The sequence below is a fragment of the Kitasatospora sp. SUK 42 genome, assembly GCF_015776785.2.
Taxonomy (GTDB): domain Bacteria; phylum Actinomycetota; class Actinomycetes; order Streptomycetales; family Streptomycetaceae; genus Kitasatospora.
Genome location: NZ_LFMD02000002.1, coordinates 1,088,041 through 1,102,224, shown reverse-complemented (window position 1 = coordinate 1,102,224; position 14,184 = coordinate 1,088,041). Strand labels below are relative to the sequence as shown.

The following is a 14,184-nucleotide window of genomic DNA, read 5'->3' as shown; positions in this document are numbered from 1 at the left end:
CGGACTCCAGGGCCTCGGCGGTCTCCGGGAGGATCCCCAGTTCCCGGAACGTCGTCTTGATGGGTTCAGCGGTGGTGGACAGGGTGCTGCCTCTTCCGTTTTTCGGAGGGGCCGAGAGCGAGCGGCGGGCGGGCAGCCGCGCGGCTGCGTACGGGCCTGGGCGGCCCCGAACAGCTGCGCGGACGCACAACCGCGCCGGTCCCTGCGGCCGGCCGGTGCGCGCGGCCCGGTGCGGGGCGCGTCGCCGGCGGCGTCGGGGAGGATTCCCGTGAGGGACCTGCGCGGGACCTCCGCCAGGTGGGCGTGGTCTCGGCGGCCCTCGCTCGGCCACTGATGCGGTGCCAAGGCTTGAAGTCCAAGCCATGGTCGGAGCCGATCGGCTCTCCGACCGGGCATCCGCGTACGTGAGTACCCGTGCCTCCGGTGCGGACACGTCCGAGGGGACGGCACCACTACGGAGCGGGCTGGCTCGGGCCACCGAGACGGCGGTGACACCGTGCAAGCACGACGGGGCTCCGTACCACCATACAGTCAGGCGACGACTCGAACACGTGATGCGTCTGACATTGCCCCCGGAGACCGGCACGTGATCAGGCGATTCGGGAGGTCACCCGGGCGCGCCCGATGGTGGGGACGCGGGCCCGGCGGGACTAAGGTGGCGGGTCATGGACACCCATGGTGAGACGCAGGACGCCGCGGCCGGCTCGATCGGCGACTGGGCCACGTGCTCGGCGGACCCCGGCTACCGCGCGGCGGTGCTGGATCTGCTCGGCGCACTCGCCTACGGCGAGCTGAGCGCCTTCGAGCGGCTCGCCGAGGACGCCAAGCTGGCGCCGGACCTCGCCGACAAGGCGGCCCTGGCCCGGATGGCCTCCGCCGAGTTCCAGCACTACCAGCGGCTGCACGACCGGATCGCCGAGATCGGCGCCGACCCGCAGGAGGCGATGCGCCCCTTCGTCGAGCCGCTGGAGCTGTTCCACCGGATGACCGCCCCCTCGGACTGGCTGGAGGGCCTGGTCAAGGCCTACGTCGGCGACGCCATCGCCACCGACTTCTACCGCGAGGTGGCCGTCCGGCTCGACGACGACACCCGCGAGGTGATCCTCGGCGCGATGTCCGACACCGGCCACGCCCAGTTCGCCGTCGACAAGGTCCGCCAGGCCATCGAGGCCGACCCGCGGGCCGGTGGCCGGCTCGCGCTGTGGGGCCGACGGCTGATGGGCGAGGCGCTCAGCCAGGCCCAGCGGGTGGTCGCCGAGCGGGACGCGCTGTCCAACCTGCTGGTCGGCGGCGTCCGGGTGCAGGGCTTCGACCTGGTCGAGGTCGGCAAGATGTTCAACCGGATCACCGAGGCGCACACCAAGCGGATGGCCGCGCTCGGCCTCGCCTCCTGAGCCCGGCTGAGCCTGGCTGAACCGGACCGAGCCCGGCTGAACCGGACGACCCCTACGCCGGACGGTGCCGCCGCGCCGCGCGGTGGACGCCGCCCCGGTGCGGGCGGTGCCGGTGCGCCGGGGCCCGCCCGGCCGCGAGGTCCGGCCGGGCCAGCAGCGAGGTGAGCACCGCGGCGGCCAGCGCCGAGAACGCCACCGACACCACCGGGAAGCGCCCGTCCAGACAGAAGTGCGCCACCGCCCCGCCGCCCAGCGCGGCCCCCGCCGCCGTGCCCAGCACCAGCGCGCGGGACGCCCGGAAGTACCCGGGCAGGCCCAGGAGCGCGGCCCCGCCCGCGACCAGGCCGACCAGGGCGAAGGCGATCGTTTCGACCAGCAAGGCAGCCTCCCGGGGGGACGGGCGTACGGCACCGGTGCCGTCCCTGTCGCCGTACCCCGGCGCACCCGGCCGTACACGCGACGGTGCCCCGCTCCCTGGGGGAACGGGGCACCGGAACGCTTCGCCGGGCGGCGAAACCGGGCGACTCAGAGGGTGGCGAAGCCCACCTTGCGGGTCTCCGTCTCACCGATCTCCACGTACGCCAGGCGCTCGGCCGGAACGATGATGCGGCGGCCGTGCTCATCGGTCAGCGTGAAGAGCTTCTCCGAGCCCTCCAGCGCCTTCGCGACCGCGCTCTGGACCTCATCGGCAGTCTGCGAGCTCTCGATCACGATCTCGCGCGGCGCGTTCTGCACGCCGATCTTGACCTCCACGGCTTCCGTCCCTCCGGGTTTGCAGCCTCCACGCGCGGACACCGGACCGCCTGGAACAAGCGTTCGCGGCGACCGCGCCGTACGGCTTCACCATAGAGCACCGGATCACCGGCCTGACGAAGGTCGGCGGATCGTCACCGCTGCGCGGACGGCTCCCCGGCCTGGTCGCCCGGGTGCATCGGGAAGCCCTTCAGCCCGCGCCAGGCCAGGCTGGCGACCAGTCGCACCGCCTCGTCGCGCGGGATGTCCAGCCCCTGCGAGAGCCAGTACCGGGCGGTGATCTGGGCCAGGCCGCAGACGCCCGCGGCCAGCAGCTTCGACTCCGCCTCGGGCAGGTCGGTGTCCTCCTGGATCACCTTGCTGACCAGCGTGGCGCTCGCCTCCGAGGCCCGCTCGACCCGCTCGCGCACGGCCGGCTCGTTGGTCAGGTCCGACTCGAAGACCAGCCGGAACGCGCCCGACTCGCTGGAGACGTAGTCGAAGTACGCCTCCATGGTGTTGGCCACGCGCTGCTTGTTGTCGGTGGTCGTCGACAGCGCCTCGCGGGTCGACTCGACCAGGGCGTCGCAGTGCTTGTCCAGCAGCGCCAGGTAGAGCTCCAGCTTCCCGGGGAAGTGCTGGTAGAGCACCGGCTTGCTCACCCCGGCGCGGTCGGCGATGTCGTCCATGGCGGCCGCGTGGTAACCCTGTGCGACGAACACCTCCTGGGCGGCACCGAGCAGTTGTTCACGGCGGGCGCTTCGCGGCAGGCGGGCACCGCGCGGGCGCTCCTGCGCCTCCTGGATGGCCGTCACGGCGCTCCTCACTTCGGGCTTCTTCGGGGCTGGCAAGATGGCCGATTCTACTTTTCGGTAACCGCGCCCGCGTTCGGCGGAGGCGAGAAAAGCTGCCGGGCCTGCTTGTCAGGAGCCCACAATACGGCGCTGACCTCGGCGTCGGCAGTGGTGTGACAAGGGGCGGGACGAGTGACGGAACGGCCCGCCCGGCCGCCGCCGGTCCGGCCGGGGCTCACTACCATCGTCCACCATGAGCAGCGCTGAGCAGCAGGTACGTACGGTCGAGGTCCCCGGCGCGGTGCTCGCGGTGCACCGCAGCGCCGAGGACGGGGGCGCCGACGGCCGCACGCCCGGGCTCTTCGTGCACGGCCTGGGCGGCTCGGCCGCCAACTGGACCGCGCTCATGGACCGCCTCTCCGGCGTCGTCGACGGCGAGGCCGTGGACCTGCCCGGCTTCGGCCGCTCCAACCCGCCCGCCGACGGCAACCTCAGCCTCTCCGGCCACGTCCGCGCCGTCATCGGCTACCTGGAGGCCTCCCGGCGCGGACCGGTCCACCTGTTCGGCAACTCCCTCGGCGGCGCCGTCGCCGTCCGCCTCGCCGCCCTGCGCCCCGATCTCGTGCGCAGCCTCACCCTGGTCTCGCCCGCCCTGCCCGAACTGCCCCCGCAGCGCTCCGCCTGGCCGACCGGCCTGCTCGCCCTGCCCGGCGTGCCCGCGCTGCTGCGCCGGCTGCCGGCCGGCCGGCGCGACGCCGAGGCGGCCACCGAGGACCTGCTGCGCCTGGTCTACGGCGACCCGGGCAGCCTCGAACCGGCCGCCCGGGCCGAGGCGGTGGCCGAGTACCGGCGCCGGCTGGAGGTGCCGCACGCGATGCAGGCGCTGATCGGCTCGGCCCGCGGCATCGTCTCGGCGTACACCGAGCGCGGCGACCAGGCGCTGTGGCGGCAGGCCGAGCGGGTCGAGGCGCCGGTGCTGCTGGTGTACGGGCTGCGCGACCGGCTGGTCGCCTACCGCTCGGCCCGCCGCGCCTGCGCGGCCTTCGCGGACGCCCGGCTGCTGGTGCTGCCGGACTCCGGGCACGTGGCGATGATGGAGCACCCCGACGCGGTCGCCCGGGCCGTCCGTGAGCTGATCGCGGACGCGGACCGCTGAGCGGACCCCAGGGTCCGTCTTCGGACTCGCGTCTGCGGGGCGACGCGCCCCCGGCCTTCGGCCGGGAGGTGCCTCCCTCCTCCGCCTTGCGCTGCACGCGCGGCGACGGCGCCCGCGTATAGCGCGCGCCAACGGGTCGGTTCGGGGCGAGGTCACGTCGGTTCACTCGTTCAGGTGGCAGCCAGGCATGTGACCGATGCATTGCCCCGGGCCGGTCCTACCTTTCTGCTGCCGGACCGAACAGGTGTGGGGGAGGGCCGCTGACGCCGGAGCACGGCGGGTGGTCCGACAAGGGCCCGGCGTACGACCCCGCGGCTCCCGCGGCCCCTTCCCAGGGGGGCGTCCAAGGGGTGCGTGGGGCGGCCGGCCCGGCCGAGGGCCGCCGGCACCGCCCCCGTTCCGAGGCAGAAGGAGGTCTCCCGTGCGCGTCGCCCTGCTCACCGAGGGTGCCCGGCCGCATCCCCGGCGTGGTGCCGGCGACTGGTGCGACCGGCTGGCCGAGGGCCTGTCGGAGCACGAGTTCGAGCTGTACCTGCTGACCGGTTCCGAGGGCGGCCCCGGCGCCGTCGACCGGCTCCCGACCGTCTGGCGCGGGGTGCGGGACCTCGCACTGTGGGGGCGCTGCGGCCGGACGGCGGCCGCCGCGCTGGGGGCGGCCGCCGGGCCCGCCGCGGCGGTGGCGCTGCTCGCGCCGGGGCGCTCCGGGCCGTCGGCCGTTCTGCTCGGCGGCGGCGCGGTCGCGGTGGTACTGCTGGCGTACGCCTGGGTGGTGCTCGGCCGGGCCGACTCGCACCGCTGACGCTCACGACCCCTGTTCGTCCTCTTTCGTTGTTCTCAGTCCGCCAGGTCGTCCCCGACCTCGCTTCGTGGAAGGACGCCCCCGATGAGGGTGCTGCTGCTGGGCGCCGACGGCTTCATCGGCCGCCGGGTGACCGATCGTCTGCTGATGGACCAGGAGTTGCAGGTGACGGTGCTCGGCCGGCGCGACTCGGCCGACATCCGCTTCGACCTGACCACCGGGAGCCCGGGCGCGTTGGCCCGGTTCCTGGACGCGGTCGCGCCGCAGGTGGTGATCAACTGCGCGGGCGCCACCTACGGCAGCTCGCGCACCCTGATCCGGTCGAACACGCTGGCCGTCGCGACCGTCTGCGAGGCGATCCGGCGCAGCCGGGAGCCGGCCCGGCTGGTGCACGTCGGCTCGGCCGCCGAGTACGGGCCGGTGCCCGGCGGGGTGCCGGTCTCCGAGCAGGCCGAGCCGCGGCCGGTCGGCCCGTACGGGGTGTCCAAGCTGGCCGGGACGGAGCTGGTGCTGGCCTCCGGGCTGGACGCGGCGGTGCTGCGGGTGTTCGACGTGGTGGGCCCGGGGGCGCCGACGGCCTCGCTGTTCGGCCGGCTCGCCGAGGGGCTGCGCCGGGCGCTGGAGCGGGACGAGGGCCAGGTGCGGATGCCGGACCTGTCCGGATACCGGGATTTCGTGGACGTGCGGGACGTCGCGCGGGCGATCCGGGCGGCGGCGGTCTCGGCCGCCACCGGGGTGATCAACATCGGCAGCGGGCACGCCGTCCGGGCCCGGGACGCGGCCCAGCTGCTGGTGCGCGCCTCGGGCTTCGAGGGGTCGATCGTCGAGGAGAACCGGCAGGTCCTGCTGCCCGCGCAGGTGGCCGGGCCGGTCGGCGACCACCTGCCGGGGCACCACCTGCCGGGCCACCGGGCGGAGGGCCAGCGACCGGAGGGGCGGCCCGCCCCGGGTGAGCCGGTGCCGTGGCGGCAGGCGGACGTGCGCACCGCCCGGGACCGTCTCGGCTGGCGGACACAGGTGCCGCTGGAGGAGTCGCTCGGGGACGTCTGGCTGGAGACGGCCTGCCGGGTGTGAGCCGCCCCCCCGTGCCGCCCCGGGCCTTGAACCACTGGTCCGGGGCGCCCCCGGGGGCCCGGCGGGTGGTTCCACGATCCGGCGTGGCCCGTCTCGCCCATCGGACGGGCTGTCTCGGAATACCGGAGGGGCGTGACACTGTTGGCGTAGACAGCCATCCGAGCGGCGGAGCGTCGCCTCCGTCCGAGGCTGGTCCTGGCCACCTGAACAAGACACCCATCGGAGTCCCCGTGTCGTTGCCACCCCTGGTCGAGCCGGCCGACGAGCTCACCGTTGACGAGGTCCGCAGGTACTCCCGCCACCTGATCATCCCCGATGTCGGGATGGCCGGGCAGAAGCGGCTGAAGAACGCCAAGGTGCTGTGTGTCGGCGCCGGCGGCCTCGGCTCGCCCACCCTGCTGTACCTGGCCGCGGCCGGTGTCGGCACGCTGGGCATCGTCGAGTTCGACGTGGTCGACGAGTCCAACCTCCAGCGTCAGGTCATCCACGGCCAGTCGGACATCGGCCGCTCCAAGGCGGAGTCGGCGCGCGACTCGGTCAAGGAGATCAACCCCTACGTCGACGTGATCCTCCACGAGGAGCGCCTCGACAACTCCAACGTCATGGAGATCTTCTCCGGCTACGACCTGATCGTGGACGGCACCGACAACTTCGCCACCCGCTACCTGGTGAACGACGCCGCGGTGCTGCTCGGCAAGCCGTACGTGTGGGGCTCGATCTACCGCTTCGACGGCCAGGCCAGCGTCTTCTGGGCCGAGCACGGCCCCTGCTACCGCTGCCTCTACCCGGAGGCCCCGCCGCCGGGCATGGTCCCGTCCTGCGCCGAGGGCGGCGTGCTGGGCGTGCTGTGCGCGTCCATCGGCTCGATCCAGGTGAACGAGGCGATCAAGCTGCTGGCCGGCATCGGCGACCCGCTGGTCGGCCGGCTGATGATCTACGACGCCCTGGAGATGAACTACCGCCAGGTGAAGGTCCGCAAGGACCCGAACTGCGCCGTCTGCGGTGAGAACCCGACGGTCACCGAGCTGATCGACTACGAGGCCTTCTGCGGCGTCGTGTCGGAGGAGGCGCAGGCCGCCGCCGCCGGTTCGACCATCACCGCGAAGCAGCTCAAGGAGTGGCAGGACGAGAAGGAGGACATCTTCCTGATCGACGTCCGCGAGCCCGGCGAGTACGAGATCGTCAACATCCCCGGCGCGGTGCTGATCCCGAAGAACGAGTTCCTGATGGGCGACGCCCTGGAGAAGCTGCCGCAGGACAAGAAGATCGTCCTGCACTGCAAGTCGGGCGTGCGCTCGGCCGAGGTGCTGGCCGTGGTCAAGGCCGCGGGCTTCGCCAACGCCGTCCACCTGGGCGGCGGCGTGCTCGGCTGGGTGAACCAGATCGAGCCGCACAAGCCGGCCTACTAGGCCGAGGCGATCGACGGAGGAGGGCCCCACCGCTCGGCGGTGGGGCCCTCCTCCGTCGTACCGGGGTTCCTCAGAGCGCGTTCTTGCGCTGCAGCACGTTGTAGGAGATCCAGCCCGGCAGCACCGGCAGCCAGAAGGTGAGCGCCCGGTAGAGGAAGACCGCCGGGGTGGCGACCGCGGGGGAGACGTCCGCGACGGTCAGGGCGCCGATCAGGGCGACCTCGACCGGGCCGATGCCGCCCGGGGTGGGGATCGCCGAGCCGGCCGCGTTGGCGGTCAGGAAGACCACCGCGACCGCCGAGTAGCTGATGTTGCCGCCGAAGGCCTGCACCGAGAAGTCCAGGCAGGCGGTGAAGGAGAGGGTCAGCAGCAGGATGCCGCCGAAGCCGGTGATCAGCTTGCTGGGCGTCTGCATCAGGTCGAGCATCCGCGGCACCACGCCGAAGAACAGCGAGCGCAGCCGGCCCAGCACGAAGCGGCGCAGCGGCGCGACGGCGGCCACCACCAGGGCGAGCACGGCGGCGGTGAGCACGCCGATGATCACCGCGCGGGAGGCGGAGAGGTCGCCGTTGGTCTGGCTGCCGGTGACCAGGCCGAAGCTGAACAGCAGCAGCAGGTGCCCGGCCAGGCCCGCCAGCTGGGAGGCGCCGACCGAGGCGACCGCCTGGCCGGGGCGGATGCCGGCCTTCTGGAGGTAGCGGGTGTTGAGCGCGATGCCGCCGATCGCGGCGGGCGCGACCAGCTTGACGAAGGAGCCGGCCAGCTGCGCGGCGACGGTGCGCCGGAACGGCAGCCGCTCGGGCACGAAGCCGGTCAGGCTCATCGCGGCGGCGACGTAGCTGAACGCGGCCGCGAGCAGGGCCGCCGCCGCCCAGGCCCAGTTCATCTGGGAGAGCTTGAGCTGGGCGGGCTTGATGGTGGTCAGCGCCAGGTAGGCGGCGAAGGTGAGCGCGATCACCATGATCAGGCTCTTCGGCTTCAGCCGCTCCAGCTTGGCCGGCTCCATCGGCGCCTCGGGGGCGATCTGCAGGATCTGGCCGCGGATGCGGCTGAGCAGGTCCTCGCCGGCCGCCGCGATGTCCTCCTCGGCCTGCTGCTGGGTGCGCTCGCCGGCCGCGACCTGCTCCAGCGCCCTGGCCCGGGCGGCGGTCCTGCGCTCCTTGGTCAGCCGCGCCAGGTCGACCCGGGTGGAGCGGCTCATCCCGACCGGCTGGAGCAGCGGCAGCGCCTGGGCCACCCGGTCGGCGCCGAGCACCGCGTTGGCGGTGGCGACGGCCCGCTCGGGGCCGATCCGCAGCGCGAAGGTGGTGAGCAGCTGGGCGACGTCGATGCGCAGCGTCAGGTCGGTGGCGGCGATGTCGCCGCCGGAGAGGTTGACCAGGCAGGCGGTCTCGTCGTCCACCACCAGCAGCGACTCGCCCGTCAGGCGGCGGTGGGCGATCCGGCGTTCGTGCAGGGCGGCCACCGACTGCCAGAGCGAGGCCATCACCCGGTCGGTGATCTCCTCGTCGGGGAGCTCGTCCAGGGTGCGGCCCTCGACGTTCTCGTACACCAGGATCGCGGCGTCCGGGCCCAGCTCGGAGGTGGCGACCAGCTGCGGCGCGCGGGCGCCCGAGGCGGCCGCCGCGTACGCGATCAGGGCCTCCTGCTCCAGCGCCTGGCGCAGCGACTGCGGGCTGCGGCGCACCGCCACCGAGCGCAGCCGCAGCCGCCGCCAGGCGCGGTAGAAGAAGCCGGAGGCCTGCTGCTCGCGGTCGATGATGTGGACGTCCAGCGGCGGGCCGTCCTGCTGGGTGACGTAGTAGCGCCGGGTGCCGCCGGGGGCGTCCGGGGCGCGGTGCGCGCCGTCCGGGGTGAAGCCGACCTTGCGCAGGCCGATCATCAGGTGCTGGCCGGTGGGCCGGATGTTGGGGGAGCCGATCGCGTACAGCGTGCCGTAGGCGACGGACCAGCCGATCAGCACGGTGAGCAGCAGCGACAGCGGGGTGGTGTAGCCGCCGAGCAGCTCGGTGACCCCGCTGAAGACGACCACCACCCACAGGGCCACCCGCCAGCGCGGTCTGCTCGACATGCCGACGGCGGTCATGTAGGCGATCACCGGGGCGAGGTAGCCGTGCACCGGGTCGGTGAGGCTGCCGTTGCTGTCCAGCGGCAGCCGGGTCAGCGCCGTCCGGATGTGCTCGGAGGCGCCCTCGGCCACCCACCAGTCGATGCCCAGCGAGACGCCGTACGCGAGCACCGAGGCGAGTACGCCGTCGGCGACCCGCAGTCCGTCGCGTTTGATCAGCCGCTCGACGGCGAAGGCCAGCGGCACGGCGAGCACCGCGACGCTGGAGAGCAGGCCGGTGATGGTGGACAGCACCGCGGAGAAGTGCGGCGCGTTGGTGGCGATGTCCTGCTCGATGCCGGTGGTCGTCGAGGTGGCGATGCCGGCCAGCACGAAGACCGCGACGATCCCGAGGACCCCGGCCAGGAAGCGGATCAGGTCGGACGGGCGGTGCGCGCGGGCGGCGAGCAGCGGCTCGTCGACGTCCAGGTGCGGGGCGTCGTCCAGCTGGTCGTGGTGCTCGGGCCCGGGGGCGGGCGGCTGGGGAGCGGGGGGCCTCGCGGGCGACTCGGAGCCCTGCGGGGGTACGGGGTCCTGCGGGGGTACGGGGTCCTGCGCGGGTACGGGGGTCTTGATCATCCGGTCCTTGATCAGGGAGACTTCCGGGACAGGCCCCGGTTCGGGCCGGCCCTCCGAGCCGCCGCCGGGCGCCGGGGGCACGGCGGATCCGGACTCGTCGGAGTCCTTGTCCACGCCCACGTCAGCCGTCCCGGTCATCTGGTCTTGTCCTCGTATCACCACTCACCGCCCCGGAAGATGGTGGCATGCCCCGCGCTCCCGTGCTGGACAGGGGGCGGATCGGGCGCGGCGGATCGTTCGTACGGGGCCCGGGCCACGGCCCCTTGAGGAAGAATGCCGCAGGTGACGGACGTAACAGACGACGGTCTCCCGGACGCCCTGCCGCCCTTCGCCGAACTGGTGCTCGACCTGACCGAGCGGATTCCACCCGGCCGGGTGATGACCTACGGCGACGTCGCCGAGTACCTCGGCCAGGGCGGCCCCCGGCAGGTCGGCCGGGTGATGGCCCTCTACGGCGGCTCGGTGCCCTGGTGGCGGGTGATCCGCGCCGACGGCCGCTTCCTGCCCGGGCACGAACACCGCGCCCTCGCCCACTACAGCGAGGAGGGCACCCCGCTGCGCGAACTCGCCGACCCGCCCCGGGTCGACCTCGGGCGGGCCCGCTGGGACGGCGAGCCCGTTCCCGGAAAACCCCCGCACGGGCGGGAATGACGGGGCAGGATCGTAGGCTCGATGCGGGCGGGCCCCCGACGGGCCCGCCCGGCCATGCCCGCCAGACCCCAGGACCCGTTCGTCGTGAGCTCCCCCTACCGGCTCGTGCGCAGCCCGCTCGTCCAGCCCGACCCGCCCGCGCTGGACGACCACCAGCGCGCCGTGGTCGAGCACACCGGCGGCCCGCTGCTCGTCCTCGCCGGGCCGGGCACCGGCAAGACCACCACCCTCGTCGAGGCCGTCGCCCGGCGGATCCAGGACGGCACCGACCCCGAGCGGATCCTCGTCCTCACCTTCAGCCGCAAGGCCGCCATGGAACTGCGCGACCGGATGTCCGGCCGCCTCGACGGCACCGCCGCCGCCCCGCAGGCCACCACCTTCCACTCCTTCTGCTACGCCCTGCTGCGCGCCCACCAGGACCCCGAGGACTACGCCGAGCCGCTGCGGCTGCTCTCCGGCCCCGAGCAGGACGTCATGGTCCGCGAACTGCTCGCCGGCGGCGCCGAGGACGCCAAACTCGGCAGCTCCCGGATCACCTGGCCGCTCGACCTGCGCGCCTGCCTCACCACCCGCGGCTTCGCCGACGAGGTCCGCGCCGTCCTCGCCCGCAGCCGCGAGCTCGGCCTCGGCGAGGCCGAGCTCGAACGCTTCGCCCGGAACGTCCAGCGCCCCGACTGGGCCGCCGCCGCACACTTCCTCGCCGACTACCTCGACGTCCTCGACCTGCGCGGCGTCCTCGACTACGCCGAACTCGTCCACCGGGCCGTCCTGCTCGCCGAACGCCCCGAGATCGGCCGGGAACTGCGGGAGCGCTACGAGGTCGTCTTCGTCGACGAGTACCAGGACACCGACCCCTCCCAGGTCCGGCTGCTGCGCCAGCTCGCCGGCGGCGGACGCGACCTCGTCGCCGTCGGTGACCCCGACCAGTCCATCTACGCCTTCCGCGGCGCCGACATCAACGGCATCCTCGACTTCCCGCAGACCTTCCGCCGGGCCGACGGCACCCCCGCCGAGGTCAAGGTCCTGCGGGTCTCCCGCCGCTCCGGCGCCGTCCTGCTCGCCGCCTCCCGCGAACTCGCCCGCCGGATGCCGATGGGCCGGCTGCCCGCCGACAAACTCGCCCAGCACCGCGCCCTGCTGCCCTCCCGCGAAGGCGGCAGGGCCGAGGTCTACACCTACCCCACCCCCGGCGCCGAACTCGACTCGATCGCCGACCTGCTGCGCCGCGCCCACCTGGAGGACGGCGTGCCCTGGGGCGAGATGGCCGTCCTCGTCCGGGCCGGCGCCCGCTCCATCCCCGGCGTACGGCGGGCGCTCGGCGCGGCCGGCGTCCCGCTGGAGATCGACGGCGACGACCTGCCGCTGCGCGAGGAACCCGCCGTCGCCCAACTGCTGCTCGCCCTGCGGACCTGCGCCGAGCTCGCCGCCCGCGACCGGCAGGGCGACCCGGACGCCCCCGACCCGCTCACCACCGACGTGGCGCACGCCCTGCTCACCGGCCCGCTCGGCGGCCTCGACGGCTCCGACCTGCGGCGCCTGGGCCGCGCCCTGCGCGAGGAGGAGCGCGCCGCCCTGCGCGCCGCCCCGCGCGCCGAGGGCCACCCCGCCACCGCCCCCCGCCCGGCCGGCGACCTGATCCGCGAGGCCCTCGCCGAACCCGAGCGCCTCGTCGCCCTCGACCCGGCGACCGCCCGCCGCGCCCGCGACCTCGGCACCCTGCTGCGCAAGGTCCGCGAACTGCTGGCCGGCGGCTGCACCGCCGAGGAGGCGCTCTGGGAACTGTGGGACGGCAGCCGCCGCTGGCGCGAACGGCTGGAGCGCGCCGCCCTGCGCGGCGGCGCCGCCGGCCGCAACGCCGACCGCGACCTGGACGCGCTGTGCGCCCTGTTCGAGACCGCCGCCCGCGCCGAGGAGCAGGTCACCGGCCACCGCAGCGCCCTCGACCTGCTCGCCGAACTCGAAGCCCAGGACATCGCCGCCGACACCCTCACCGTGCGCACCGTCCGCCCCGAGGCGGTCCGGCTGATGACCGCCCACCGCTCCAAGGGCCTGGAGTGGCGCCTGGTCGTCGTCGCCGGCGTCCAGGACGGCCTCTGGCCCGACCTGCGCCGCCGCGGCTCCCTGCTGGAGGCCGACCGGATCGGCCGCGACGGCCTCGCCGAACCGCTCTCCCCGGCCGCCCTGCTCGGCGAGGAGCGCCGCCTCTTCTACGTCGCCGCCACCCGCGCCAGGGAACGGCTCATCGTCACCGCCGTCAAGGCGCCCGCCGACGACGGCGACGAACCCTCCCGCTTCCTGCGCGAGCTCTACCGCGAGGACGTCGACCCGAGGACCGGCAAGGTCGTGCGCCGCACCCCGCCCGTCACCGTCGAGGACGTCACCCACCGCCCGCGCCGCCCGCTGTCCGTCGCCGCCCTGGTCGCCGAACTGCGGGCCGTCACCGTCGACCCGGCCCGCTCGCCCGAACTGCGCCGCGCCGCCGCCGAACGCCTCGCCACCCTCGCCGCCGCCACCGACGAGGACGGGCTGCCGCTGGTGCCCGCCGCCCATCCCGACCGCTGGTGGGGCCTGGACGACGCCACCACCGCCCCCGAACCGCTGCGCGGCGCCGACGCGCCGGTCCGGCTGTCCGGCAGCGGCCTGGAACAGCTGGAGAACTGCTCGTTGCAGTGGTTCCTGGACAAGGAGGTCAAGGCCCGCGGCGTCGGCTCCGCCGCCCAGGGCTTCGGCAACGTGGTGCACGCCCTCGCCGACGAGGTCGGCTCCGGCCGCACCCCCGCCGACCTCGCCGTCCTCATGGAACGCCTGGACACCGTCTGGGACGCCCTCGCCTTCGACGCCCCCTGGAAGTCCCAGCAGGAGAAGGGGGAGGCCCGCGCCGCCCTGGAGCGCTTCCTCAACTGGCACGTCCTGGAACGCGGCCGGGACCTCGTCGCCACCGAGCACGGCTTCGACGTCACCCTCGACGTCGGCGGCGTCTCGGTGCGCATCCGCGGCTCGATGGACCGGGTCGAGAAGGACCGGGCCGGACGCGCCTACGTCGTCGACTTCAAGACCGGCAAGCAGATACCCACCGACAAGTCGCTGCCCGAGCACAAGCAGCTCGCCGTCTACCAGCTCGCCGTCCGGGCCGGCGCCCTGAACGACCTGCCCGGCTTCGACGAGCACCCCCCGGCCACCGGCGGCGCCGAACTCGTCCATCTGCGCGAAGCCGCGGCCAAGGCCGACCCGGACGCCCCCAAGGTGCAGCGGCAGGAGCCCCCCGAGGGCGAACCGTGGATCGAGAACCTGCTCGCCGAAGCCGCCGGCAAGGTCCTCGCCGAACGCTTCGTCCCGCAGACCGGCGGCGGCTGCGACCGCTGCTCGTTCCGCCGCAGCTGCTCCGCCCAGCGCGACGGGGCCCAACTCGTCGAGTAGCCCGACTCGTCGGGCAGGGCCCAACTCGTCGGGCAGGGAAAGGCCGGGCAAGGAATGTCCGCCGCTCCGGTT

Annotated in this window: 11 protein-coding genes; 7 read left to right on the top strand and 4 right to left on the bottom strand. The window is 74.2% G+C overall.

Annotated elements, in window-relative coordinates; genetic code table 11:
* Positions 1–665: 665 nt before the first annotated feature.
* On the top strand, positions 666–1,394 hold the full coding sequence (locus RZ50_RS04600; RefSeq protein WP_196949935.1) for a ferritin-like fold-containing protein: 729 nt from the start codon (positions 666–668) through the stop codon (positions 1,392–1,394).
* Positions 1,395–1,446: 52 nt separating this feature from the next.
* Here RZ50_RS04600 and RZ50_RS04595 read toward each other — a convergent pair whose 3' ends face one another.
* From RZ50_RS04595 to RZ50_RS04585, 3 genes are all read right to left on the bottom strand, one after another.
* On the bottom strand, positions 1,447–1,773 hold the full coding sequence (locus RZ50_RS04595) for a hypothetical protein (protein ID WP_196949936.1): 327 nt from the start codon (positions 1,771–1,773) through the stop codon (positions 1,447–1,449).
* Between the two features lie 146 nt (positions 1,774–1,919).
* Positions 1,920–2,147 carry a DUF3107 domain-containing protein gene (locus RZ50_RS04590; protein ID WP_196949937.1) on the bottom strand — a complete coding sequence of 76 codons (228 nt, stop codon included), beginning with the start codon at positions 2,145–2,147 and terminating at the stop codon, positions 1,920–1,922.
* A 134-nt stretch (positions 2,148–2,281) separates the two neighbouring features.
* On the bottom strand, positions 2,282–2,941 hold the full coding sequence (locus tag RZ50_RS04585) for a TetR/AcrR family transcriptional regulator (RefSeq protein ID WP_196949938.1): 660 nt from the start codon (positions 2,939–2,941) through the stop codon (positions 2,282–2,284).
* Between the two features lie 232 nt (positions 2,942–3,173).
* On the opposite strand from RZ50_RS04585, the gene RZ50_RS04580 reads away from it, so the two are divergent.
* The 4 genes from RZ50_RS04580 (at position 3,174) to moeZ (ending at position 7,358) form a co-directional block, all read left to right on the top strand.
* Positions 3,174–4,076 carry an alpha/beta fold hydrolase gene (locus RZ50_RS04580; RefSeq protein WP_196949939.1) on the top strand — a complete coding sequence of 301 codons (903 nt, stop codon included), beginning with the start codon at positions 3,174–3,176 and terminating at the stop codon, positions 4,074–4,076.
* Between the two features lie 421 nt (positions 4,077–4,497).
* A complete protein-coding gene (locus RZ50_RS30035; protein WP_217680239.1) occupies positions 4,498–4,875 on the top strand; it encodes a DUF3492 domain-containing protein in 378 nt (125 codons plus the stop codon).
* Between the two features lie 84 nt (positions 4,876–4,959).
* On the top strand, positions 4,960–5,949 hold the full coding sequence (locus tag RZ50_RS04570) for an NAD(P)-dependent oxidoreductase (RefSeq protein WP_196948301.1): 990 nt from the start codon (positions 4,960–4,962) through the stop codon (positions 5,947–5,949).
* Positions 5,950–6,179: 230 nt separating this feature from the next.
* Positions 6,180–7,358, top strand: a complete 1,179-nt coding sequence (moeZ, locus tag RZ50_RS04565; RefSeq protein WP_196948302.1) for an adenylyltransferase/sulfurtransferase MoeZ — start codon at positions 6,180–6,182, stop codon at positions 7,356–7,358.
* 70 nt (positions 7,359–7,428) lie between these two features.
* Here moeZ and RZ50_RS04560 read toward each other — a convergent pair whose 3' ends face one another.
* A complete protein-coding gene (locus tag RZ50_RS04560) occupies positions 7,429–10,182 on the bottom strand; it encodes a lysylphosphatidylglycerol synthase transmembrane domain-containing protein (protein ID WP_254801980.1) in 2,754 nt (917 codons plus the stop codon).
* Positions 10,183–10,317: 135 nt separating this feature from the next.
* Here RZ50_RS04560 and RZ50_RS04555 point away from each other — a divergent pair, with 135 nt between their 5' ends.
* Both RZ50_RS04555 and RZ50_RS04550 read left to right on the top strand, forming a co-directional pair.
* Positions 10,318–10,695, top strand: a complete 378-nt coding sequence (locus tag RZ50_RS04555; RefSeq protein ID WP_196948303.1) for an MGMT family protein — start codon at positions 10,318–10,320, stop codon at positions 10,693–10,695.
* 54 nt (positions 10,696–10,749) lie between these two features.
* Entirely contained in the window at positions 10,750–14,112 is a 3,363-nt protein-coding gene (locus RZ50_RS04550) for an ATP-dependent DNA helicase (protein WP_196948304.1), read from the top strand.
* The last annotated feature ends 72 nt before the right edge of the window (positions 14,113–14,184 follow it).